Below are 22,299 nucleotides of genomic sequence, written 5' to 3' on the forward strand. Positions count from 1 at the left end.
CGCCGCCCGGGCCCCGGGTCAGCGCCGCCCGGTGTCGTCCCCGGGATACGTCTCGGGGCGCGGGGTCTTCGGGTGGCCGCCCGGCTCCCTGTCGCGCCGCTGGGCGACGGCGGCGATGTCGGGGTGGTGCAGGTCGAAGGCGGGCGCCTCGGAGCGGATCCTGGGCAGCGCCAGGAAGTTGTGCCGGGGTGGCGGGCACGAGGTGGCCCACTCGAGGGAGCGGCCGTACCCCCAGGGGTCGTCGCCCACGACGCGCGTCCCGTGCCGCGCGGTGCGCCAGACGTTGTAGAGGAACGGCAGCGTGGAGAGGCCGAGCAGGAAGGCGCCGATGCTGGAGACGGTGTTGAGCGCGGTGTAGCCGTCGGCGGCCAGGTAGTCGGCGTAGCGGCGCGGCATGCCCTCGGCGCCCAGCCAGTGGTGCACCAGGAAGGTGCCGTGGAAGCCGACGAACAGCGTCCAGAAGTGGATCCTGCCGAGCCGTTCGTCGAGCATCCTGCCGGTCCACTTGGGCCACCAGAAGTGGAAGCCGGCGAACATCGCGAAGACGACGGTGCCGAAGACCACGTAGTGGAAGTGGCCGACGACGAAGTAGGTGTCGGTGACGTGGAAGTCGATGGGCGGGGCGGCGAGGATCACGCCGGTGAGGCCGCCGAAGAGGAAGGTGACGAGGAAGCCGATGGACCACAGCATCGGCGTCTCGAAGGAGAGCGAGCCGCGCCACATGGTGCCGATCCAGTTGAAGAACTTGACGCCCGTGGGCACGGCGATGAGGAAGGAGAGGCCGGAGAAGAACGGCAGCAGCACCGCGCCGGTGGCGAACATGTGGTGGGCCCACACGGTCATCGAGAGGCCGGTGATGGCGATGGTGGCGGCGATCAGGCCGAGGTAGCCGAAGATCGGCTTGCGGCTGAAGACGGGGATGATCTCCGTGACGATGCCGAAGAACGGCAGCGCGATGATGTACACCTCGGGATGGCCGAAGAACCAGAAGAGGTGCTGCCACAGCAACGCGCCGCCGTTGGCGGGGTCAAAGACGTGGGAGCCGAAGACCCGGTCGGACGCCAGGCAGAACAGGGCGCCGGCGAGTACCGGGAAGGCGAGCAGCACCATCACACTGGTGAACAGGATGTTCCAGGTGAAGATCGGCATGCGGAAGAGGGTCATGCCGGGGGCACGCATGCAGGCGATGGTAGTGACGAAGTTGACCGCGCTCATGATGGTGCCGAAACCGGAGAACGCGAGGCCCATGATCCACATGTCGGGCCCCACGCCCGGCGAGTGGGCCTTGTCGGTCAGCGGGGCGTAGGCGAACCAGCCGAAGGCGGCGGCGCCCTGCGGGGTGAGCAGCGAGCCGACCACGAGGAGGCCGCCGAAGAGGTACATCCAGTAGGCGAGCGCGTTGAGGCGGGGGAAGGCGACGTCGGGGGACCCGAGCTGGAGGGGCATGATCCAGTTGGCGAATCCGGCGAAGAGCGGGGTCGCGAAGAGCAGCATCATGATCGTGCCGTGCAGGGTGAACGCCTGGTTGTACTGTTCGGCGGTCACCAGCTGTAGTCCCGGCCTGGCGAGCTCGGCCCGCATCACCATGGCGAGGGCGCCGGCGAGCAGGAAGAAGAGGAACGAGGTGACCAGGTAGAGGGAGCCGATCCGCTTGTGGTCGGTGGTGGTGAGCCAGGCGACGACGATCCGCCCCGGGCTCCGGCGGTGTGGGGCGGGCGCCGTGCCCCTGGTGTCCGTCAGCGTGGCCATGGCCGGTCCTCTCTCGGTCACGGACCGCACACGGCCCGTCAGCGGCCCGTTCTACTGCCGGGCCACGACCGCTCCGGCGTTTTGCCTCTTTAGTGGGCGATTCACCCCGAGATGTGCGCGGTCGCAAATGCGGGCAGACTGGTGCCGAAGGCCTCTTCCGTGGCGAGCACAGAGCGGAATCGTTCGCCCAACCTCTCCGGGGAGAGCACATGAACTCACCCGCACAGCCCCGAAAACGCCGTCGCCACCCGCACGACGACGCACCGGACACCAGCAGGGAGTTCGCGCGCATCGCGGAGCTGCCGCCGTGCGCCGAGCGTGACGAGTTGTGCGACGAGGTGGTGCGCGCCTGGATCCCCATGGCCGACCGGCTCGCGCGCACGTTCCGTGACCGTGGCGAGTCGCTCGAGGACCTGGAGCAGGTCGCCGCGCTCGGCCTGGTCAAGGCCGTCCACCGCTACGACCCGAGCCGGGGCCGGCCCTTCGAGAGCTACGCGGTGCCCACCATCGTGGGCGAGGTGAAGCGGCACTTCCGCGACCACCTCTGGAGCCTGCACGTGCCGCGGCGCACCCAGGAGCTGCGCAACCAGGTCCGGGCCGCGACCCGGCAGCTCAGCTACCGGCTCGACGACCGGGGCCCGAGCGTGGCGCAGATCGCCGAGCACAGCGGCCTGACCGAGGAGGAGGTCAGGACCGGGATGCAGGCCCTGGAGAGCTACAGCACACTGTCGTTGAACGCGGAACTACCCGGGTCCGACGGCGACTACTCGCTGCTCGACACGCTGGGCGAGCCGGAGCCGGGGTTCGACCGGGTGGTGGACCGGGAGTCCGTGCGGGACCCGCTGCGCGCCCTGCCGGAGCGCGAGCGGCACATCCTCTACCTGCGGTACTTCCACGGCATGACCCAGAGCCACATAGCCCACCGGCTCGGCATCTCGCAGATGCACGTCTCCCGGCTGCTCAGCCGCGCCTGCGAGCGGATCAGGGAGGAGGTCGAGGGGACCGACGGCGAGTCGGACCGCGACTCCGACCGGGAGGCCGGAGCAGGCTGCCACTGAGCGCTCCACTCAGCGTCCTTCGGGCCCGGCAGGCCATGCTGGCCGAGCTGGCCGGCCGAGCCCGGTCGCCTCATCGGCGACCGGGCTCGACGCGGCGGCGCAGCAGCCGCGGCAGCACCCACCACAGCGCGAGGCACAGCAGGAAGGCGCCGGAGCCGGCCACAATGCCGGCGGTCCGGCCCACCACCACGTCCACCACGAGCAGCAGGGAGCCGGTGAACGTCAGGGCGAGCATCACGAGACCCGCCGCGGCGAGCCGGGAGGACACCGTCACGATCAGCCGCTTGGCGCCGCGCTGGAACAGGCCGCGGTGCACCGCGGCGGGCGCGGTGAACAGCGCGGTCGCGGAGAGCGCGAACACCAGGGTCGTGACGTAGGTGCCGCGGGCGAAGTCGTCCAGCTCCTCGAAGCGCTGCGTGAACGCCAGGGTGAGCAGGAAGGCGAAGAGGATCTGCACCCCCGTCTGCGTCACCCGGAGTTCCTGCAGCAGCTCCGTGAAGTTGCGGTCGGCCCGCTCCATCGGGGTCTCGTGCCTGGCCTGCGCGCGTGGCATGCGGTCATCCTGCACCGCGTCCCACCACCTGTTCACGCAGGCGCGAGCAGGTGCGGTCGAGCAGCCGGGAGACGTGCATCTGTGAGACGCCGACCCGTTCGGCTATCCCGCTCTGCGTCATACCACGGAAGAACCGCAGGTAGAGGATGTACCGCTCGCGCTCGGGCAGCTCGCGCAGCCGGCAGCGGACCGACTCCCGGTCGACGATCCGGTCGAAGCCGGACTCCTGCCGGCCCAGGGTGTCCACCAGCGCCGTGCCCTCTTCGGTGCCGGCGATCTCGGCGTCGAGCGAGAGCACCGCGAAGGACTCCATGGCCTCCATGCCGGTGCGGACCTCGTCCGGGGTCAGCCTGGTCGTCTCGGCGATCTCCTCGACGGTGGGCTCGTGGCCGCCGGGGCCGTGGCGCAGTTCCTCCCGCGCGACGCGCACCCGGTTGCGCAGCTCCTGGACGCGGCGCGGCACGTGCAGCCCCCACAGGTGGTCGCGGAAGTGGCGCTTCACCTCGCCGACGATGGTGGGGACGGCGTAGCTCTCGAACGCGGTGCCACGCTCCGGGTCGTAGCGGTGGACGGCCTTGACCAGGCCGAGGTGGGCGACCTGCACCAGGTCCTCGAGCGACTCGCCGCGGTCGCGGTAGCCGCGGGCGAGCCGGGTCGCCATCGGCATCCAGGCGCGGACGATCTCGTCGCGCAGTCGGTCGTGTCGTGGCCCCTGCGGCAGCACCGCGAGCCTGCGGAAGGCGGCGGCGGTGTCGGGGGCGTCGTGGTGGGGATGGGGTCGGCGCGCGGCGCCGGCGCGTGCGCGGGTGACGGGCATTGGTCGCAGCTCCCCTCGTCTTCGTCGATGTGTCGACGCGGGTCCCTGGCCTGACCGCCGGGATGCCATGGTCCCCGCTTGTGTGCCTGCGGTCAGCGGCACAACGGTTCGCGTGCCCGAGTGCTCGGGCAGCAAACGAAGGGATCGCAGATCTCCTCGAATCGTGCAAAACGGCGCGATCCTGTGGGGTTTGCCCACCCCGTCGGCCAACTCGGGTCTCAACTCGGGTCGGTGGACCGCCGATCGGTCGGCACGACCACCACGTCGCGGCCGGCGGCCCGGAACTCCTCGACGACCGATGACGGGGCGCCGTCGTCGGTGACCAGGGTCCAGTCGGTCTCCAGCCGGGCCCAGGCGCGGAACGGCCGGTGGTTGAGCTTGGCCGCGTGCACCAGCACGTAGACCCGGCGGGAGCGGCGGGCCATCAGCTCCTTGAGCCTGGTCTGCTCGAGCTCGGCCTCGCACAGACCGCCATCGCTCGTGACGCCGTCGGCGCCGAGGAACGCCACGTCGAAGCTCATCCGCTCGAGCGCGGCCTCGGCCAGCGGCCCGACGAAGGCGTCGCTGAGGGCGCGCAGCCGGCCGCCGAGGCACAGGGTGGTGATGTCGTCGCGATGCTGGACGTGGTGGAGCACCGGCAGGCTCGCGGTGGTGACGGTCAGCGCGGCGCCGGCGGGCAGGGCACGGGCCAGCAGGGCGACCGTGGTGCCGGCGTCGAGCAGCAGCGACTGCCCGACCTCGATCCGGTCGGCGGCCCAGCGGGCGATGGCACGCTTGGACTCGAACGCCTCGCTGTCGCGCTGGTCGAGCGACGCCTCGCCGCGGTGCGGCACGGCGATCGCGCCGCCGTAGGTGCGGGCGAGTCGGCCGCTCGCGCTGAGCTGGGTCAGGTCGCGGCGGATGGTGGAGGCCGTGACGCCGAAGCGGGCGGCCAGCTCCTCGACGCTCGCGAGTCCGGCGTCCGTCGCCAGGCTGATGATCTGCTCCCGCCGCTCGCGGGACCTGAGCGTGCCGCGGCTGCCTGGGGTTGCCATCCGACCGACCGTCCTCGCTCTCTCTCGGCCTGTGAGACCGTGCTGGGCGCGTGGCCCGAACTCTAACCAGCGGTGCGCGAAACACGCCAGCTCCGCTGCGCGCTCGGCGCAGGCACGGCTTTCTCCCGCTTCACCCCTGTACGCCGGCGCGGATCCCGGGCAGGTTTGCCTGGTGTCCCGCGACGGCGCGGGGCACCGACCTGGGAGGTGGTGCCATGACAACCAGCGGAAGCGGTCCGGGAGCCAGGACGGACGTGCAACAGGCACTGCTGGGGCACGCGACCTATCGCAGCCTCGGCGAACAGCGGCTCTCGCCGGCCGAGGAGCGGTTCGAGCGGGCCAGAAGGACCACGGGGCTCTGGCTGGCCCCGCTGGTGGCGATCGTGTTCCTGTCACTGCCGCTCGACATGGCGCCGAGCCAACAGACCCTCGCCGGAATCCTGCTCGGCGTGGTGGTGCTGTGGGTGACCGAGCCGGTGCCGATCCCCGTGGGCGGGCTGATCGGCGTGGGCTGCGTCGTGCTGTTCGGGGTGGTGCCGTCCGACGAGGCGCTCGCGCCGTTCGGTTCGTCGACCGTCTTCACGTTCATCGGCGCCTTCATCCTGGCGCAGGCCATGCTCAAGCACGGCCTCGCGCGGCGGTTCGCGTTCCGGATCCTGGCGCTGCCCGGCGTCGGCAGGTCCACGGTGGGCGTGGTCGTGGCCTTCGGCGGGATCACCTGCGTGCTGTCGGCCTTCGTCTCCAACACGGCGACGGTGGCGATGCTGCTGCCCACCGCGCTCGGCATCCTGACGGTGATCGCGAAGCTGCTGCAGGACCGTGGCCTGGTGGCGCCGGACTTCGACCCGACCCGGCTGCGGGTGGGCGCGGCGCTGGTGTTGATGCTGGCGTACGGCGCGAGCGTGGGCGGGCTGCTGACGCCGGTGGGCTCGCCGCCGAACCTGATCGGCCGCGGGCTCATCGAGGAGGCCACCGGGGAGCGGATCTCGTTCGCCCAGTGGATGGCGACGGCGCTGCCGCTCTGCGCGCTGATGTTCGTGGCGCTCGCGGTGGTGCTGCTGCTCCTCAACCGCCCGGAGATCCGCCGGATCGAGGGGGTCGAGGAGTATGTGGCGGAGCAGCGGCGGGCGTTGGGGCCGCTGTCCCGAGCCGAGTGGAACACCCTGATCGCCTTCGGGATCACGGTGACGCTGTGGGTGACGCCGGGCGTGGTGGCGCTGGTCGCCGGCACGGACTCCTCGGTGTACGACACGGTCAGCGGCCGGCTGAACGAGGGGATCGTGGCGGTGCTTGGGGCCTCGCTGCTCTTCCTGCTGCCGACGAACTTCGCGCGCCGGGAGGCGACGCTGAACTGGAGCGACGCGGCGCGGATCGACTGGGGCACCGTCCTGCTGTTCGGCACCGGCATAATCTTCGGCTCACTGCTGGAGTCAACGGGGCTCGCCCTGACCATCGGCACGGAGGCCAACGACGCGCTGGGGATGACCAGTTCCTTCTGGATCACCGCCTTCGCGGTGGCCCTGGCGATCCTGGTGTCCGAGACCACGAGCAACACGGCGTCGGCCGCGGTGGTGGTGCCGATCGTGCTGCCGATCGCGATGGCGGCGGACGTCGACCCGTTCGTGCCGGCGCTGGCGGCGACGTTCGCGGCGTCGTTCGGCTTCATGCTGCCGGTCTCCACGCCGCAGAACGCGATCGCCTACGGCTCGGGCGTGGTGCCGATCACCACCATGATCCGCTCCGGCTTCACCTTCGACGTGCTGGGCGCGTTGGTGATCGTCCTGGGGCTGCCGCTGATGGTGGAGGTGGTCGGCATCGGCTAGGGCACCGGCTCTGCCTGGCCGCCGCAGGACTCCCTGACGTTCAGGGTGGGCCACAACTGGACCCGGTGCACCGGGCGTTCGCCGGTGTCGGCGACGCGGGCCAGGGCCAGTTCGGCGGCCAGCGCGCCGAGCCGGTGCTTCTGCGGGCGCACGGCGGTCAGCGGCGGGTCGGAGGCGGCCGCGACCTCGTCGTCGTAGGAGACGACGGCCAGCTCCTCGGGCACCCGAAGGCCCGAGTCGCGGGCGCGCTCCAGCATGCCGATGGCCTCCCGGTCGGAGTGGACGAGCAGCGCCCGCACCCCGCGCTCCCGGCAGCGGGCGAGCACCTCGTCGTAGGCGTCGATCCAGCCGGGGGTGCCGTAGGTGGGCACGTCGATGTCCAGGTGGAGGTGGGGCGGCAGGTCGAGCGAGGCGGTGGTCTCACGCCAACCGGCCCGCAGCGCCCGGCTGGTGGGGCTGGAGCGCGAGGTGATCAGGGCGATCGTCCGGTGCCCGAGGGTGACCAGGTGCCGGACGGCGAGACCGGCGCCGAGCGCGTGCGCGGTGGTGGCCGCGTCGAGCGCCAGGGTGGGCAGCGCGGGCGGCGGCAGCCGCTCCACGAGCACCACCGGTATGGGCAGGCCGCCGAGCCAGCGCAGCAGTTCGAGGCCGGCGGCGCCGGCGATGGTGGGCGCGACGAGCAGCGTCTGGATGCCGCGGTCGAGCAACGCGGCGACCTGGCGGCGGTCGTCGGCCGGGTCGTAGCTCGAGGCGCGCATCACAAGACGGCCGCCCTCGGCCGAGACGGCGGCCTGGGCGCCCTGGATCACCTCGGGCCAGTAGTACTCGGCCGAGGGCACGACCATGCCGACGAAGACGGCCGGCGGCCCGCCCCGGTTCCGCTCGCCGAGGCCGCGGTAGGGCAGCGTGATGCCGCCGTGCACCCGGCGGACCAGGCCGCGGTCGGCGAGCGCGGTGACGTCGCGGCGCACGGTCACGGCCGAGACGCCGAGCCGCCGCACCAGTTCGGAGAGGCGCACGGTGCCCGCGCGCCGGACGGCGGACAGGATGTGCTCCTGCCGCTCCCAGGCGAGGCCGCCGGGCCCCGGTGCGCCGTCCCCCGCCTCCATCACCGCCCCCTTCGTTTCTGATCGATTCTGATCGATTTGGTTCTGGATGATTGACCTCGAACTATGGCACAGGTTGAAGTGTCCGGCACCACTCCCAAGGGGCGGGGTGAACGTCCGGCGGGGCCGTCGGGCGGGATGGAGAAGGGACGAAGTAATGGCGCTTCACACCGGCTGGTCGCGGCGCGCGCTGCTGCGCGCCGCGGCGCTCGCCGCGGGCGGTACCGCCCTGGCGGGCTGTTCGTCGCGGACGACGGCCTCGGGGGCCACCCGGGTCACCATCTGGTCCTGGCTGACCGGCATGGACCAGTACGTGGCCGCCTTCAACGCCGCCCAGCGGGACGTGCACGTCGAGCTCAACGTGATCGCCGGCGGCCTGTCCGGCGGCTACGCGCAGCAGACCAACGCCATCCGCGCGCACAACGCGCCCGACATCCTGCACGTCGAGTACCAGGGCCTGATCCAGGTCCTGGCCACGGGCGGGCTGCGCGAGATCACCGACGACGTCGCCGACCTGGGCGACGGCTACTCCCCCGCCGCCTGGCGCGCGGTGCGACCCGACGGCCGGACCTGGGCCGTGCCGATGGACCTCGCCCCGATGGCCTTCTACTACCGCAAGGACCTCTTCGACGAGCACGGCATCGCGGTGCCGCGCACCTGGGACGAGTTCGCCGTGGCCGCCGAGGCGGTCAGGGAGGCCGACCCGGCCGCCAGGATCACCACCTTCCCGCTCAACGACGGCTCCTTCTTCGCCGGCATGTGCTGGGGTGCCGGCGACCCGTGGTGGCGGATCGAGGGCGACACCTGGCTGGTCGACGTCGCCAGCGAGGGCACCCTGCGCACCGCCGCCTACTGGCAGGACCTGATAGCCGCCGACCTCGTCGGCTCCGGCGGCACCGGAACCCAGGACTGGATCGCCGGCATGCACGAGGGGCGCCTCTGGGGGCTGCTCGGCGCGGCCTGGAGCGTCGGCACGCTCAAGAGATCCATACCCGACGACACCGGCCGCTGGGCCGTCGCGACCATGCCGACCTGGGGCGGCGAGCCGGCCAACGGGATGCAGGGCGGCAGCGCGTTCGGCGTGTCGGCGGAGAGCCCGGTCCCCGAGGCGGCCCTCACCTTCCTGCGCTGGCTGTGCACCGCCGAGGACTACCCGCGCATCGGCGCCGCCTTCACCTCGCCGTTCCCCGCCTACCAGCCCATCAGGAACGTCGCCCGCGAGGTCGTCTCCAACGACTTCTTCATCGGCGACAACGTCTACGACGTGCTCGACGAGGCCTCGGCCCGGGTCCCCGACTGGACCTGGGGGCCCAACGCCCTCGGCCTGTTCTCCACCGTCGCCGACTCCCTCGGCCGGGTGAGCACCGGCGGCAGCACCATCCCCGACGCGGTCCGCCACGTGCAGACCGCCGCCGTCTCCGACATGCGCGGCCGGGGTCTCTCGGTCCGTGAGGGGAGCCCCGCATGACCGTCGTCACACCCACCCGCTCCCCGAAGACCGCCGACGGCTCTCCCATGCCCGGCGCGCCCCGCCACCGACGCACCTCGCCGGCCACCCTGCTGCTCGTCGCGCCCTTCGCGCTGCTGCTCACCGGCACCGTGCTGGTGCCCGTCGGCTACGCGCTCTACCTCAGCCTGTTCACCGAGCGCCTCTCCGGGCTCGGCTTCGAGGGGCCGCACGACGTCTTCGTCTGGCTGGAGAACTACGGCGACGTGCTCACCGACGCCGCGTTCCACGACAGCGTGGGCAACGTCGCGCTCTACGCCCTCATCCACGTCCCGCTGATGCTCGGCGGCGCGCTGCTGCTCGCCCTGCTGCTCGACGCCGCCACCGTCCGGCTCCGCCAGGTCTGGTCGCTCGCCGTCTTCCTGCCCTACGCCGTGCCCGGCGTGATCGCCGGCCTGGTCTGGGCCTACCTCTACAGCCCCAACATCGGCCCGCTCAACGACGTGTTGCCCTGGGACCCGCTGGGCAGCGACGGCGTGCTGCCCTCCATCGTCAACATGGCCACCTGGCAGTGGATGGGCTACAACATGATCATCTTCTACACCGCGCTGCGCACCGTGCCCCGCGAGGTCCTGGAGGCCGCCCGGGTGGACGGCGCGGGCGGCCTCCGTACCGCGCTCGGCATCAAGGTCCCGATGATCAGGCCCACCATGTTCGTCGCCCTGGTCTTCACCGTCGTCGGCTCCCTCCAGCTCTTCACCGAGCCCCTGGTGCTGCGCAACTTCACGCCCTCGGTCACCAGCACCTGGACCCCCAGCCTCTACGTCTACGAGGCCGCCTTCATCAGCAACGACTACGGCCGGGCCGCCGCCGCCTCGCTGCTGCTCGCGGTCGCCTCGGCCCTGCTCTCGGCGCTCGTGATGCGCCTGTCCGCCCGGAGGACCCGATGAGAACGCCGTCTTCGTCGCGCTGGATGTCCAGGGGCGCCGTGCACGCCCTGCTGCTGATCGCCGCCCTCTACAGCGTGCTGCCGCTGGTCTGGCTGGTCACCTCGGCCACCAAGTCCGTGGGCGACTTCTCCACCACCGGCGCCTTCGAGCTCGGCGACTGGAACCTGTGGACCAACCTCGACGACCTGTTCGCCGAGGAGGACGGCGTCTTCCTCGACTGGGCGCGCAACTCCCTGCTCTACGCCGGCCTCGGCTCCGTGCTCGGCGCGCTGATCTGCGCCGCCTGCGGATACGCCATCGCCAAGCTCGACTTCCCGGGACGCCGCGCCCTGTTCGCCGTCACCCTGGCCGGCGTGCTGGTGCCCACCACCGCGCTCGCCCTGCCGCTCTACCTGATGGCCTCAGAACTGCGCGTGGTCAACACCTTCTGGGCGGTGTTCATCCCGCTGCTCACCAACCCCTTCGGCGTCTACCTGGCCCGCGCCTACGCCGAGGCCGCCGTGCCCGACGAGGTGCTCGAGGCGGCCAGGATGGACGGCTCGAACGAGCTGCGCACCTTCTTCACCATCGCGCTGCCCATGATGCGCCCCGGCGTGGTAACCATCCTGCTGTTCCAGTTCGTGGGCATCTGGAACAACTTCTTCCTGCCCCTCGTCATGCTCACGGATCCCGAGCTGTTCCCGATGACCCTTGGCCTCTTCCAGTGGAGCGCGCGCGTGGCCCAGTTCCCGCAGTACACCCCCCTCGTCGTCACCGGATCGCTGCTCGCGGTCGTCCCCCTGGTGGTGGCGTTCGTCGTGTTGCAACGCCAGTGGCGCTCCGGCCTGGCCGCGGGGAGCGTGCGGTGACGCTGCCGGAGCGGCCCTGCCGCCCTGACACCCTGCTGGTGATGGACGCCGGCTGGCTCGGCACCCTGTTCGGCGAGGCCGAGCTCGCCCGTCTCGGCGAGCTCGCCACCCTCGGCGAGCCGCTGGCCGCCCACGAGTTGAGCTCCCCGGCCGCGCGCCGCCGGCTCGCGACCGCCGAGGTGCTGCTCACCTCGTGGGGCTGCCCACAGCTCGACGACGAGGTGCTGGCCGCCGCGCCCCGGCTGCGGGCCGTGCTGCACGCGGCCGGCACCGTGCGGCCGCACGTCACCGACGCCGTGTTCGACCGCGGCATCCTGGTCACCACGGCCGCCGACGCCAACGCCGAGCCGGTCGCCCAGTACACGCTGGCCGCGGTGCTGTGGGCGTTCAAGAAGGTGCCGTTCCTGGCCGCCGAGTCCCGCCGGTTCCGCACCGACTGGAGCTACCGCGACACGCACGGCGAGCTGACCGGGCGGGACCGCACGGTGGTGCTGGTCGGCTTCTCCCGGATCGGCCGCCGGGTCACCGAGCTGCTGGTGCGGCTCGACCTGGCTCGGGTGCTGGTCGTCGACCCGGTCGCCGACCCGGCCGCCATCGTCGCGGCCGGCGCCGAACCCGCCACGCTGGCCGACGCGTTGCCCAGGGCCGACGTGCTCAGCCTGCACGCGCCCGCGCTGCCGGAGACCCGCCACCTCATCGGCGCCGCCGAACTCGCCGCGCTGCCGCCCCAGTCGGTGTTGATCAACACCGCGCGCGGCGCGCTCGTCGACACCGCTGCGCTCGAACACGCCTGCGCCACCGGCGCGTTGCATGCCATCCTGGACGTCACCGAGCCCGAGCCGCTGCCCGACGCCTCGCCGCTCTACGACCTGCCCAACGTGGTGCTCACCCCGCACATCGCCGGCTCGCTCGGCTCCGAGACCCGCCGGATGACGGCCGCCGCGCTCGACGAACTGGAGCGCTACGCCGCCGGGGCGCCGCCGCTCGATCCGGTCACCAGGGAGTCGCTGGCGGTGCAGGCGTGACCGTGCTTCCCGAGGAGGACCGGCTCCTCTCCCCGCACACCGGCTGGACCAGGGCGCACTGGGCCGCGCACGCCGACCGGATGCTGGCCGCCCTCGAGCCGTACCGCTCCCCCGGGCTCGCCCGGGTCGACCTGCCGGGCCCGGCCAGCCGCTACGGCCCCGACTCGGACGGCCTCGAGGGCTTCGCCCGCTCCTTCCTGCTGGCCGGCTTCCGCATCGCGGGCGAACGAGGCGCCGGGCAGGAGGCGTTGATCGAGCGGTACGCGGCCGGCCTGGCCGCCGGCACCGACCCGCGCCACCCCGAGCACTGGCCGCGCCCCGACCGGCTCGGCCAGGCGAAGGTCGAGGCGGCCTCCATCGCGCTGGTCCTCCAACTCACCCGCGCCTGGCTGTGGGAGGCGCTGGACGACGGCGTGCGGGAACGGACCGTCGACTGGCTGGCCACCGTCGTCGGCCAGCCCTACCCGCCCATCAACTGGGTCTGGTTCCGCGTCGTCGTCGAGTCCTTCCTGCGCGAGGCCGGTGGCCCCTGGTCGGCCGCCGACATCGAGGAGGACCTGGCCGTCCACGCCACCCTGCGCCGTCCTGGCGGTTGGCTCTCGGACGGCGCGGAGGAACGCGCCTACGACCACTACACCGGCTGGGCGCTCCACCTCTATCCGCTGCTGTGGACCCGCCTCTTCGACGTCACCGGCACGCTCTGCCCGCCCGAACTGCCGGACCGCTGGGCCGCCGACCTCGGCCACTACCTGAAGGACGCGGTCCGGCTGGTCGGCGCCGACGGCTCGCCGCTGCTGCAGGGCCGCAGCCTGATCTACCGGTTCGCGGCCGCCGCGCCGTTCTGGGCCGCCGCGTTCACCGGCGTCGATGCCCTGCCGCCCGGCATGCTGCGCCGCGCCGCGAGCGGCGTCCTGCGGCACTTCGCCGACCACGGCGCGCCGGACGGGCGCGGGCTGCTGACGGTCGGCTGGCACCACGCCTGGCCCGCGATGCGGCAGGCCTACTCGGGCCCGGGATCGCCCTACTGGGCGGCCAAGGGCCTGCTTGGCCTCGCGCTGCCGGCCGACCACCCGGTGTGGACGGCCAGGGAAGAGCCGCTGCCGGTCGAGACCGGCGATCAGGCCCGGGTGGTCGCCGCGCCCGGCTGGCTGGCCTCGGCCCGCCGCGACACCGGCATCGCGCTCGTCCTCAACCACGGCACCGACCACGCGGCGCCCGGCGCGACGACCGCCGACGCCCCGCTGTACGCCAGGCTCGGCTACTCCACGGCCACCGCGCCGCCGCTGACCGGGCCGGCCGCGGCCCAGCCGCTGGACAACGCGGTGGTGCTCCTCGACCACGCCGGCCGCGCCACCCACCGCGCCGGCTTCGTCACGCACTATGTGAGCGAACTCCCCGGCGGCGTGCTGGCCGCGGCCTCCGGCGGCCAGGCCCGCTGGGTGGACACCAGCGCCGACGACAGCCCCGACCACGGCTCGGGCCGCGCCGGCGCGGTGGCCCCAGGACCGGTGCTGACCGTCGCCTCGGTGCTGCGGGACGGCGTGGAGGTGCGGCTCGCCCGCGTCGCGGGCGAGGATGCCGGGACATGGCGGGAACTCCGCCTCGGCGGCTGGCCGGTGACCGCCGACGAACCGCCCACGACGGAGGCGACCGCCGGCGTGGCGAGCGCCGCGGGCGCCGGCGGTCGTCGTCCGCTGGCCGCGGGGGCCACGCGCGGCGCGCCGAGCGCCGGTCTCCGCTCCACGGTGCGGAGCCTGCTCGGCCTCGACCGGTCTGGCGTCACGTCGTTGACGGACGTGACGCCGCTCGGCCGCCACACGGCGGTGCCGTGGCTGGCCACCGCCGGCCCGCCGTCTCCCGGCGCGGTGCTGGCCGCCCTGGTGGTCCTCGATCGCTCGGACGCCACACCCCCCGCCGTCCCCGAGGTCACCGTCGGCCCTGGCGACCTGGTGACGGTTGGCTGGCCCGACGGCCTGGTCAGCGAGGTGACACTGCCCGCGTAGCCACGGGCCGCTGGCAGCGGCCGGCCACGCCCGTTCGGCCGGGGCCGCCACGCCCGGCCCGCTCAGCCCCGGCCGGCGAGCGGGCCGCCGCCGTCCCGACCGGGCCCTCGGCTCAGGTCCGGTGGCAGAACACGCAGCCGGACCACAGCGGCCACGCGGTCAGCACCCGGTGCCTGGCACAGGAGGCGACCGCCCCGCCGTCCCGGCCGGGGAAGACGGTCGGGTCGGGGCGGGCGGTCGCCGGGTCGAAGGCGGCGACGATCTCCCGGTACTCCGCCAGGTCGGCGGACGCGTGCGGCGGGTCGTAGCCCAGCTCGTCCCAGCGGTGCCGGGCGGCGGCCAGCCCGACGACATCAAGCACGAACCGCCGGTTCGTGGCCCACTCGACCGGGGTCGCTCCCCAGTCGAGTTCGCTCAGGTGGAATCCGACGGCGCCGCGCCCCCACATGCTCTGGTCCTGCGTGGCAATCAGCATGCCGAAGCGGAAGTGCCAGCGCCGGCACGCGAGTTCGGCCACCGCCAGCGTCAGTACGTCGACGAGGACCTCGGTGCCGCCGTTGGACAGGTACACATCGCGCCCGAAGCCGTCCCCGAACGAACACCCCACGGGAACAGGCTACGCCGCCCAGCGGGGGCCAGACCGGCTGGGCGCCGCAGCCGAAACCACCCGCCCGGCCGGCCGGTACGCGCGAGCCCGGGTCTCCCTCGTAGCTCGCCGCTCGGCCCGCCGGCCAGGCGACCCCCCGACCGCGCCCCTACAGTTCGGCCGCGTACGGGTCCCAGCCGGCCGGCAGGGGGGCGGGGGCCGTGAGCGGGGCCGTGCCGTCGGCGTCGAGCCGGCGCGGCTCCCCGCTCTCCGCCGCGTCCGAGATCGCCGCCATCACCTTGAGCACGTGCAGGGCCAGCGCCCCAGAAGCCCGGTGCGGCACGCCGGCGCGCAGTGCCCGCGCCATCTCAAGAACGCCGAGGCCACGGCCGGCCGTCGAGCCCTCGACCGGGAGCTCGACCCACTCCCCGGCGCCGTTGGACAGCAACCGTAGCGGCCCGTCGAAGGTGTTGGGGTCGGGCACGGCCAACGCGCCCTCGCTGCCGATGATCTCGATGGAGGTCCGGTGGATCGAGGAGTCGAAGCTGAACACCGAGCTGGCGGTGAGCCCCGAGCCGAACTCCAGCATCGCCTGGACGTGCGTGGGCACGTCCACCGGGAACTCCTGCCCGGCCTTGGGGCCCGAGCCGACGCTGCGCACCGTGCGGCCCTTCCCGCCGGCGGCGTAGACGCCGGCGACCGGGCCGAACAGGGCGACCAGCGCCGTCAGGTAGTAGGGACCGATGTCGAACAGCGGCCCGCCGCCCGGCTGGTAGAAGAAGGCGGGGTCCGGGTGCCAGCCCTCGGGGCCGAGGCTTTGGGTGGCGGTGGCGGCCGCGATCGGGGTGCCGATCCTGCCCTCGCGCACGGCGCGCAGCGCGGACTGGATGCCGGCGCCGAGGAAGGTGTCGGGCGCGCCGCCGAGCAGCAGCCCACGCTCGGCGGCCTCGGCGAACACCTTCTCGCCCTCGGCCGGCGTCGCGGTGAACGGCTTCTCGCCGTAGACGTGCTTGCCGGCGCGCAGCGCGGCCGTGGCCACCTGGGCGTGCGCCACCGGGACGGTCAGGTTGACGACGATCTCCACCTCGTCCACCGCGAGCACGGTGTCCACGTCGCCGGCGACCGGCACGTCGTGCTCGGCGGCGGCCGCCCGCGCCCGCGCCTCGTCCAGGTCGGCGACGGCGAGCACCCGGACGTCGGGGAAGCTGCCGAGGGTGCGGAGGTACTGTCCGCTGATGTTGCCGGCGCCGACGATGGCGACGCCCACGGGTCCTTCGGTCATGCCTCCCCCAGTCCGGCGAGGTAGGCGCGGCTCGCGGCGAGCGCGTCGAACAGGTCGGTGGCGCAGGAGTCGAGTTCGACGATCCGCTGCGCGCCCGGCGCGGCGGCCAGCACCTCGGGCACCGGCATCACCCCGGCGCCCACGGCCACGTGCGGCTCGTCCCTGACCGCGGGACCGTCCTTGACGTGCAGCGCCGTCACCCGCCGCCCGAGCCGGCCGAGCAGCGCCGGCACGTCGGCGCCGCCGACCGCCGCCCAGTAGGTGTCGATCTCCAACTCCACCTCGGGGGCGAGGAGTTCGGCGAGCACCTCGATGGCGTGTCGGCCGTCGAGGACCGGCTCTATCTCCCACCAGTGGTTGTGGTAGCCGATGCGGATCCCGTGCTTGGCCGCGTCCTCGGCGAGCCCGTTGAGCAGGTCAGCGGCCCTGGCTATCCCGTCACGGCTGGTGAAGTCCTCCTGCGGGATGCCGGCGGGCACGATCGCCAGGTCCGTGCCGAGGGTGGCCACGGCCTCGAAGACCGGGCCCGTCTCCCCGTCGAGCAGCTGGATGGCGTGCGTCCCCGACACGGTCAGGCCAAGGTCGTCGGCGACCCGCCGGAAGCCTGCGGGGTCGTCGGTGGGGTTGAAGGGCTCGATCGCCGTGTAGCCGATCCCGGCGAGCCGCGCGAGCACGCCGTCCCGGTCGGCGGCGAGCGCGTCGCGCACGGTGTAGAGCTGAACACCAAGTGGTGTTGCCATGGTTGGAGTGCCTTTCGAGGCGTCCGATCTGCGTCCTTCACGAGGATGAATCGATTTACCGCCGCTGGCAATCCCCCGCCGTCATCGAAGATCCTTCCCCGCCACCTCTCCTTCCACGTCGCCCGCCAGCCGCCGCACCTCGGCGTACGTCGGCACGCTCGACTCCTCCGGCCGCCGCCCGTCCCGGATCGCGGTCGCGGTGGCCACGGCCGCGCCCAGGGCGGTGCGGTACAGCAGCGAGCCGAGGCTGATCCGGCGCACCCCGAGCGCGGCGAGTTCGGCGACGGTCGGGCCGGTGGGCGTGAGGAGGACGTTCAACGGGGTGGTGAGGATGGCCGTCAGCGCGGCGATCGCGTCCGGGTCGGCGAGCCCGGGCACGAACACGCCGTCCGCGCCGGCCTGTTCGTAGCTCGCCAGGCGTGCCGCGGTCTCCCCCCGCCGGCGGCCGAGCCAGTGGGTGTCGGTGCGGGCGTTCACGAACAGCTCGGGCACGGCGGCCTTGACGGCGACGATCTTCGCCGTGTGCAGGGCCACGGGTGCGAGCGTGCCGTCCGGGCGGCCGTCCTCCAGGTTGATCCCGGCGGCGCCCGCGGCGTGCAGCTCTCGGGCCAACTCGGCCACCCGCGCGGGCTCGTCGCTGAAGCCGCCCTCGACGTCCACGGTGAACAGGAACGACTCCCGCCCCAGTCGCCGGGCCAGCGCCAGGGTCTCCGCCGCGGTGGCGGCCGTCCCGTCCGGCACCCCGGCCGCCGCGGCCACCCCCAGGCTGGTGGTGCCGACCGCGGCGAACCCCCGCGCCGCGAGCGCCACGGCGGAGGCGTGGTCCCAGGCGTTGGGCAGCAGCAGCGGCGCCGCCTGGTGGTGCAGGCGGGCGAACGAGGTCGTCGGGCGCCGCAGCAGGCCGTCGGCGAGCGCGAGGGCGTGGGCGCGGCCGGGGCAGACGTGGGGCGGCCAGCCGAAGGTGAGGGGCACGGGGTGCGCGCGGTGGGCGGTGGCGAGGTCGAGGAGCAGCACGTCGCCCGCCGCGATCTCGCGGCCCGCGATCCGGGTGGGCCGAGCGGCGACGCGGCGCATGGTCCGCACCGGCGGGGTGTCCCGGAGGACCCGGGACAGCGGGGCGGCGTCGCGGGCCGCCGTCTCGACCAGCGCGGCCGTCGCGTCGCAGGCCTGCACCAGCAGCCCGACGCGGTTGGCGACGGCCTCCAGGGCGGCCTCGTCCGCGCCCTCCGGTGCCAGGCGTGCCACCAGCCGGGCCACCGCCTCGTCGCCGGCCGGGTCCGTCCCGCCGAAGTAGGTCCTGGCCACCGCGACCACGTCCCGGGCCACCGCCTCGGGCTCCGGCATGCCGAGGGCGGCGGCGAAGGCCCGCACCACCCGGACGCGGGCCTCCCCGCCACGCTGAGCCGTCGCGGCCTCCCGCAACACCGCGGGTTCGAGCCGGGCGAGCTCCGCCTCGACCAGGGCCCGTCGCCGCCGGTGCGGCTCACCGGAGCTGAACCTGGCCACCGTGGCGCGAAGCCAGGCGACGCTCGCCCCGGCCGCACCCTCGCCCGCCGGCCGCTCCGGCACCAACGCCGGGTCGGCGAGCGCCGCGAGAACGGCCGCGTGGTCGTGGATCTCGTGCACTCGGTGCGTCATGCCCCGACGCTAGGCCCCAAACGTTTCGACGCCCGCCGAAACGTTCGCGACGCGGGTGCTTCCATCTGAGCCCTCGCCATGCGGCAGCTATTATCGATCCAGCTATAATAACCTGACTTATCATTGCCCGACGGTCTCAGCGAGGTGACCTGTGGAAAAGCCGTTGGACATGTTCGACCGCGACTTCGAGTGGTCGGAACTCGTCCGGTTCGCGTCGTACGCCGGCCCGGAGGCCACCCTTGGCGTGGTCTCCGGGCGGCGCAGGCAGGGCAAGACGTTCCTGCTCGACGGCCTGTGCCGAGCGACCGGCGGCTTCTTCTTCTCGGCGACGCAGGCGACCGAGGCCGAGTCGCTGCGCCAGTTCGGCGCGGCCATGGCCCGGTTCGCCGGGCAGCCGGTTCCCTACCGTTTCACGCACTGGGACGAGGCCGTCGACACGCTGATGGCCCTGCCCGCACCGGGCAAGGGCCCGCTGACCGTGGTCCTGGACGAGTTCCCGTTCCTCGCAAAGGCCTCCCCCGAACTGCCGTCCTTGTTGCAGCGCGCGCTCGGCCCCCAGGGGCGCCGCACGGGTGGGCCCGTCCGGCTGCTGCTGTGCGGTTCGGCCCTTGCCTTCATGGGCGGCCTGTTGTCGGGCAACGCGCCGCTGCGCGGCCGCGCCAGCCTTGAACTGGTGGTGCCGACGCTGGACTACCGGCTGGCCGCGAGGTTCTGGGGGATCACCGATCCCCGGCTCGCCCTGCTCGTCAACGCCGTGGTCGGCGGGACACCCGCCTACGCGCGTGAGTTCACCCTCGGTGACGCCCCGGCCGGCTCGGCCGACTTCGGTCCCTGGGTGCTCCGCAACGTACTCAACCCGGGGCGGCCGTTGTTCCGCGAGGCGCGCTTCCTCCTCGCCGAGGAGCCCGACCTCCGCGACACCGCCCTCTACCACGGTGTGCTGTCCGCGATCGCGTCCGGCAACCACACCCGGGGCGGCATCGCCGGCTACCTCGGCCGCAAGGCCACCGATCTGGCGCACGCGCTGACCGTTCTGGAGAACACCGGGATGGTGGTCCGGGACCCCGACGCCTTCCACGGCAAACGGTCCGCCTACCGGATCGCCGAACCGATCCTGACCTTCTACCACGCGGTCATGCGACCGGAGTGGAGCGACCTGGAACGCCCGGGTCAGGCTGAACAGGTCTGGCAGCGGTCGCAGGCGACCTTCCGCAGCAAGGTCGTCGGCCCGCACTTCGAGCAGGTGTGCCGCACCTGGACCCGCTGGTTCGCCGCGCCCGGAACACTCGGCGGCCGCCGCACCCGGGTCGAGTCCGGCACCGTCCCCGACTCGGCGAACCGCACCCGGCACGAGCTCGACGTCGTGGTCTTCGGACGTGACGAGCACGATCGCGAGGTGCTGTCGGCCGTGGGCGAGGCCAAGTGGAACGAGCCCATGGGCCTCGGCCACCTCCAGCGCCTCCAGCGCATCCGCGACCTGCTGCGTGCCCGGGACGGCCTGCACGCGGAGAACACCCGTCTGCTGTGCTTCAGCGGTGCCGGCTTCACGGACGAACTGCGCCACGAGGCGGACCGGAGATCGATGGTGGAACTGGTCGACCTGGAGCGGCTCTACCACGGCGACTGAATCGGCGTGCTCACCCGGCTCGTTGTCGCCTTACGGCACCCGCTTGGGCCGTCGAGGATGGGGGCGCATGGACAAGATTTCCGAACCAGACTCCACCAGGGCCGTGCGGGAGTACTACGAACAGTCCGCTGGCCGCGAATCGGAGCGACTGAGCCGCCCCGCCGACGGCGTCGTCGAGTGGGAGTTGCACGCGCGGGCATTGGCAGAGTTCCTGCCCGCCCCACCTGGGCGGATACTGGACAACGGCGGGGGCCCGGGGACGTGGACCCTGTGGCTCGCCCGGCGCGGCTACCGCGTCGTTCTCACCGACCTCTCCCCCGCGCTGCTGGAGGTGGCACGCGCCCGCACCGCGAAGGCCCCCGCACATCTCGCGGCGAACGTGGCAAGCGTCCAGCAGGCCGACGCCCGTGACCTCTGCGCCTTCCAGGACGGCTCCTTCGACGCCGTGCTGTGCATGGGACCGCTCTACCACCTGGCCACGGATACCGACCGCCGGCGGGCAGCGCGGGAAGCGCACCGGGTCCTGCGCCCAGGAGGGCTGCTCGCCGCCACCGTCATGCCGCGCTACATGCGCCTGGTGGCAACGGCTCTGGAACACGGTTCGGCCGCGTTCGCCACGGGGGTGATCGGACGCATCCTCGACGAAGGCCGCTACGACGATCCGCGCCCAGGACGCTTCACCGGCGGCCACCTCATGGCCCCCGGCGACGTGGTCCCGTTCTTCGAAGGCCACGGCTTCCTGGTCCGCCGGGTTCTCGCCTCGCAGTCCATCCTGGCCTGGAGCCAAGCGCGGGTCGCCGCTCTCGCGGAACGCGATCCCGCCGCCTACGAGAAGCTGCTCGACCTGGCCTACGAGACGGCCGGCGATCCGTCCATCCACGGCATGGCCGGCCACCTGCTCGTCATCGCCGAGCGGCCTCCCCTTTGAACATCCGGCTCAGCGTCGTTTCGCCGTGCTGCCGCGCAGCACCAGCGTGGTGGCCAGTTCGGTCCGCGGGCTTTCGACCTGCTCGCCGGCGATCAGCCGGGCGAGGGTGCGGAGGGCGGCGCCGCCCATCTCCTTGAGGGGTTGGCGCACCGTCGTCAGCGGTGGCGAGACCCAGCGGGCCTCCGGCAGGTCGTCGAAGCCGACGACGCTGACGTCGTCGGGCACCCGGAAACCGGCCTCGGTCAGGGCCTGGTAGCCGCCGATCGCCATGTGGTCGGAGCAGACGAACAACGCGGTCGGCGGCTCCGGCAGTTCGATCAGCGCCCGGACCTGGGCCCGCCCGCTGGCTCGGTCGTAGGTGCCGTGCCGCAGCAGTTCGGGGGGCGCGTCGGCGCCGGCCGCCGACAGCGCGGAGCGGTAGCCGGCGATGCGGGCCCGCGCGAAGAGGTGGCCAGGGGGCCCGGTCACCAGTCCGATCCGCCGGTGGCCACGGTCGAGGAGGTGGCTGGTCGCCTCGTAGGCGCCCGACCAGTTGGTGGTGCCGACGGACCAGACGCCGGGCGGCGGGTCGCTGAGCGGGTCGATGACCACGCAGGGGACCCGGGCCCTGGCCAGCCGCCGGAGTTGGTCCTCGGTCGGCTCGGCGAGGCCGAGCACCACGCCGGCGCTGCCCCGCTCCAGCGCCCGGTCCACCCAGTCGGGGGCGTGCCTGCCCTCGCCCGCCGGCGTGCGGGCGACGGAGATCACCACGTGCAGCCCGGCGTCGTAGGCCGCGGCCTCCATGCCGCTCGCGACGCTCGCCGGCCACGAGCCGTCGATACCGCCGAGCACGAGGTCCACGGTGCGGGGGCCGGCCACCGCCGGCTCGGCGGTCGGCGCGCCGCGGCGCACGTACCGGTTCCTGCGGAGCACGGCGTCGACCCGGGCGCGGGTGTCGGAGGAGACGTCGTCCCGGCCGTTGAGGACCTTGGAGACGGTGGAGACCGAGACACCGGCGGTCTCGGCGATCTGGGAGAGGGTGAGGCGTGGGGCCCGGCCTTCGGTCATGAGTCCGCCTCCGTTGGATTCCTGGGGCTCGTGGGGTT

At 73.2% G+C, this 22,299-nt stretch carries 19 protein-coding genes; 9 read left to right on the forward strand and 10 right to left on the reverse strand.

Annotation, left to right across the window (positions count from 1 at the left end):
* Positions 1–18 precede the first annotated feature (18 nt).
* The gene (ctaD, locus tag E1265_RS00205; RefSeq protein WP_132928127.1) at positions 19–1,749 is read right to left on the reverse strand and encodes a cytochrome c oxidase subunit I; all 1,731 of its coding nucleotides are present in this window, start codon (positions 1,747–1,749) and stop codon (positions 19–21) included.
* A gap of 209 nt (positions 1,750–1,958) precedes the next feature.
* Here ctaD and E1265_RS00210 point away from each other — a divergent pair, with 209 nt between their 5' ends.
* Complete coding sequence (locus tag E1265_RS00210; protein WP_132928128.1) at positions 1,959–2,807, forward strand: SigB/SigF/SigG family RNA polymerase sigma factor; 849 nt, start codon at positions 1,959–1,961, stop codon at positions 2,805–2,807.
* Between the two features lie 70 nt (positions 2,808–2,877).
* On the opposite strand, the gene E1265_RS00215 is transcribed toward E1265_RS00210, so the two are convergent.
* The 3 genes from E1265_RS00215 to E1265_RS00225 all read right to left on the reverse strand — a co-directional run bounded on the left by E1265_RS00215 (position 2,878) and on the right by E1265_RS00225 (position 5,211).
* Entirely contained in the window at positions 2,878–3,360 is a 483-nt protein-coding gene (locus E1265_RS00215; protein WP_132928129.1) for a DUF6328 family protein, read from the reverse strand.
* Between the two features lie 4 nt (positions 3,361–3,364).
* The gene (locus E1265_RS00220) at positions 3,365–4,177 is read right to left on the reverse strand and encodes a SigB/SigF/SigG family RNA polymerase sigma factor (protein WP_132928130.1); all 813 of its coding nucleotides are present in this window, start codon (positions 4,175–4,177) and stop codon (positions 3,365–3,367) included.
* A 218-nt stretch (positions 4,178–4,395) separates the two neighbouring features.
* A complete protein-coding gene (locus E1265_RS00225) occupies positions 4,396–5,211 on the reverse strand; it encodes a DeoR/GlpR family DNA-binding transcription regulator (RefSeq protein ID WP_132928131.1) in 816 nt (271 codons plus the stop codon).
* A gap of 215 nt (positions 5,212–5,426) precedes the next feature.
* Between E1265_RS00225 and E1265_RS00230 the strand changes: the two genes are divergently transcribed.
* A complete protein-coding gene (locus tag E1265_RS00230) occupies positions 5,427–7,034 on the forward strand; it encodes a DASS family sodium-coupled anion symporter (protein WP_132928132.1) in 1,608 nt (535 codons plus the stop codon).
* Here E1265_RS00230 and E1265_RS00235 read toward each other — a convergent pair.
* The gene (locus tag E1265_RS00235) at positions 7,031–8,143 is read right to left on the reverse strand and encodes a substrate-binding domain-containing protein (RefSeq protein ID WP_132928133.1); all 1,113 of its coding nucleotides are present in this window, start codon (positions 8,141–8,143) and stop codon (positions 7,031–7,033) included. The genes E1265_RS00230 and E1265_RS00235 overlap by 4 nt on opposite strands.
* A gap of 154 nt (positions 8,144–8,297) precedes the next feature.
* Between E1265_RS00235 and E1265_RS00240 the strand changes: the two genes are divergently transcribed.
* From E1265_RS00240 to E1265_RS00260, 5 genes are read left to right on the forward strand one after another with little or no spacing between them, the layout of a single operon-like run.
* Positions 8,298–9,608: an extracellular solute-binding protein gene (locus tag E1265_RS00240; RefSeq protein ID WP_132928134.1), complete on the forward strand. Its 1,311-nt coding sequence runs from the start codon at positions 8,298–8,300 to the stop codon at positions 9,606–9,608.
* Positions 9,605–10,537: a sugar ABC transporter permease gene (locus E1265_RS00245; protein ID WP_132928135.1), complete on the forward strand. Its 933-nt coding sequence runs from the start codon at positions 9,605–9,607 to the stop codon at positions 10,535–10,537. The genes E1265_RS00240 and E1265_RS00245 overlap by 4 nt, the downstream gene beginning before the upstream one ends.
* Entirely contained in the window at positions 10,534–11,385 is an 852-nt protein-coding gene (locus E1265_RS00250) for a carbohydrate ABC transporter permease (protein WP_165953603.1), read from the forward strand. The genes E1265_RS00245 and E1265_RS00250 overlap by 4 nt, the downstream gene beginning before the upstream one ends.
* Complete coding sequence (locus E1265_RS00255) at positions 11,382–12,410, forward strand: hydroxyacid dehydrogenase (RefSeq protein ID WP_243740429.1); 1,029 nt, start codon at positions 11,382–11,384, stop codon at positions 12,408–12,410. The genes E1265_RS00250 and E1265_RS00255 overlap by 4 nt, the downstream gene beginning before the upstream one ends.
* Complete coding sequence (locus tag E1265_RS00260) at positions 12,407–14,413, forward strand: DUF2264 domain-containing protein (protein WP_207930891.1); 2,007 nt, start codon at positions 12,407–12,409, stop codon at positions 14,411–14,413. Before E1265_RS00255 ends, E1265_RS00260 begins: the two co-directional genes overlap by 4 nt.
* A gap of 112 nt (positions 14,414–14,525) precedes the next feature.
* Here the strand turns inward: E1265_RS00260 and E1265_RS00265 are convergent, their stop codons facing one another.
* The 4 genes from E1265_RS00265 to E1265_RS00280 all read right to left on the reverse strand — a co-directional run bounded on the left by E1265_RS00265 (position 14,526) and on the right by E1265_RS00280 (position 18,659).
* Entirely contained in the window at positions 14,526–15,020 is a 495-nt protein-coding gene (locus tag E1265_RS00265) for a hypothetical protein (protein ID WP_132928136.1), read from the reverse strand.
* Between the two features lie 148 nt (positions 15,021–15,168).
* Positions 15,169–16,281, reverse strand: a complete 1,113-nt coding sequence (locus E1265_RS00270; RefSeq protein WP_132928137.1) for a Gfo/Idh/MocA family oxidoreductase — start codon at positions 16,279–16,281, stop codon at positions 15,169–15,171.
* Positions 16,278–17,021 carry a sugar phosphate isomerase/epimerase gene (locus tag E1265_RS00275; RefSeq protein ID WP_132928138.1) on the reverse strand — a complete coding sequence of 248 codons (744 nt, stop codon included), beginning with the start codon at positions 17,019–17,021 and terminating at the stop codon, positions 16,278–16,280. The genes E1265_RS00270 and E1265_RS00275 overlap by 4 nt, the downstream gene beginning before the upstream one ends.
* Before the next feature lie 81 nt (positions 17,022–17,102).
* A complete protein-coding gene (locus E1265_RS00280; RefSeq protein WP_132928139.1) occupies positions 17,103–18,659 on the reverse strand; it encodes an isocitrate lyase/phosphoenolpyruvate mutase family protein in 1,557 nt (518 codons plus the stop codon).
* A gap of 151 nt (positions 18,660–18,810) precedes the next feature.
* On the opposite strand from E1265_RS00280, the gene E1265_RS00285 reads away from it, so the two are divergent.
* Complete coding sequence (locus tag E1265_RS00285) at positions 18,811–20,286, forward strand: ATP-binding protein (RefSeq protein ID WP_132928140.1); 1,476 nt, start codon at positions 18,811–18,813, stop codon at positions 20,284–20,286.
* A 67-nt stretch (positions 20,287–20,353) separates the two neighbouring features.
* The gene (locus E1265_RS00290; RefSeq protein ID WP_132928141.1) at positions 20,354–21,214 is read left to right on the forward strand and encodes a class I SAM-dependent methyltransferase; all 861 of its coding nucleotides are present in this window, start codon (positions 20,354–20,356) and stop codon (positions 21,212–21,214) included.
* Positions 21,215–21,223: 9 nt separating this feature from the next.
* Here E1265_RS00290 and E1265_RS00295 read toward each other — a convergent pair whose 3' ends face one another.
* Positions 21,224–22,261, reverse strand: a complete 1,038-nt coding sequence (locus E1265_RS00295) for a LacI family DNA-binding transcriptional regulator (RefSeq protein WP_132928142.1) — start codon at positions 22,259–22,261, stop codon at positions 21,224–21,226.
* Between the last annotated feature and the right edge of the window lie 38 nt (positions 22,262–22,299).

The organism is Streptomyces sp. 8K308 (genome assembly GCF_004348315.1).
In the GTDB taxonomy this organism is placed as follows: domain Bacteria; phylum Actinomycetota; class Actinomycetes; order Streptomycetales; family Streptomycetaceae; genus Streptomyces.

Coding starts and splice junctions, on each gene's coding strand:
- E1265_RS00235 (WP_132928133.1), bottom strand. CDS start 8,143: ATGGAGGCGGGGGACGGCGCACCGGGGCCCGGCGGCCTCGCCTGGGAG.
- E1265_RS00225 (WP_132928131.1), bottom strand. CDS start 5,211: ATGGCAACCCCAGGCAGCCGCGGCACGCTCAGGTCCCGCGAGCGGCGG.
- E1265_RS00220 (WP_132928130.1), bottom strand. CDS start 4,177: ATGCCCGTCACCCGCGCACGCGCCGGCGCCGCGCGCCGACCCCATCCC.
- E1265_RS00215 (WP_132928129.1), bottom strand. CDS start 3,360: ATGCCACGCGCGCAGGCCAGGCACGAGACCCCGATGGAGCGGGCCGAC.
- E1265_RS00240 (WP_132928134.1), top strand. CDS start 8,298: ATGGCGCTTCACACCGGCTGGTCGCGGCGCGCGCTGCTGCGCGCCGCG.
- E1265_RS00230 (WP_132928132.1), top strand. CDS start 5,427: ATGACAACCAGCGGAAGCGGTCCGGGAGCCAGGACGGACGTGCAACAG.
- E1265_RS00245 (WP_132928135.1), top strand. CDS start 9,605: ATGACCGTCGTCACACCCACCCGCTCCCCGAAGACCGCCGACGGCTCT.
- ctaD (WP_132928127.1), bottom strand. CDS start 1,749: ATGGCCACGCTGACGGACACCAGGGGCACGGCGCCCGCCCCACACCGC.
- E1265_RS00250 (WP_165953603.1), top strand. CDS start 10,534: ATGAGAACGCCGTCTTCGTCGCGCTGGATGTCCAGGGGCGCCGTGCAC.
- E1265_RS00280 (WP_132928139.1), bottom strand. CDS start 18,659: ATGACGCACCGAGTGCACGAGATCCACGACCACGCGGCCGTTCTCGCG.
- E1265_RS00275 (WP_132928138.1), bottom strand. CDS start 17,021: ATGGCAACACCACTTGGTGTTCAGCTCTACACCGTGCGCGACGCGCTC.
- E1265_RS00210 (WP_132928128.1), top strand. CDS start 1,959: ATGAACTCACCCGCACAGCCCCGAAAACGCCGTCGCCACCCGCACGAC.
- E1265_RS00295 (WP_132928142.1), bottom strand. CDS start 22,261: ATGACCGAAGGCCGGGCCCCACGCCTCACCCTCTCCCAGATCGCCGAG.
- E1265_RS00270 (WP_132928137.1), bottom strand. CDS start 16,281: ATGACCGAAGGACCCGTGGGCGTCGCCATCGTCGGCGCCGGCAACATC.
- E1265_RS00290 (WP_132928141.1), top strand. CDS start 20,354: ATGGACAAGATTTCCGAACCAGACTCCACCAGGGCCGTGCGGGAGTAC.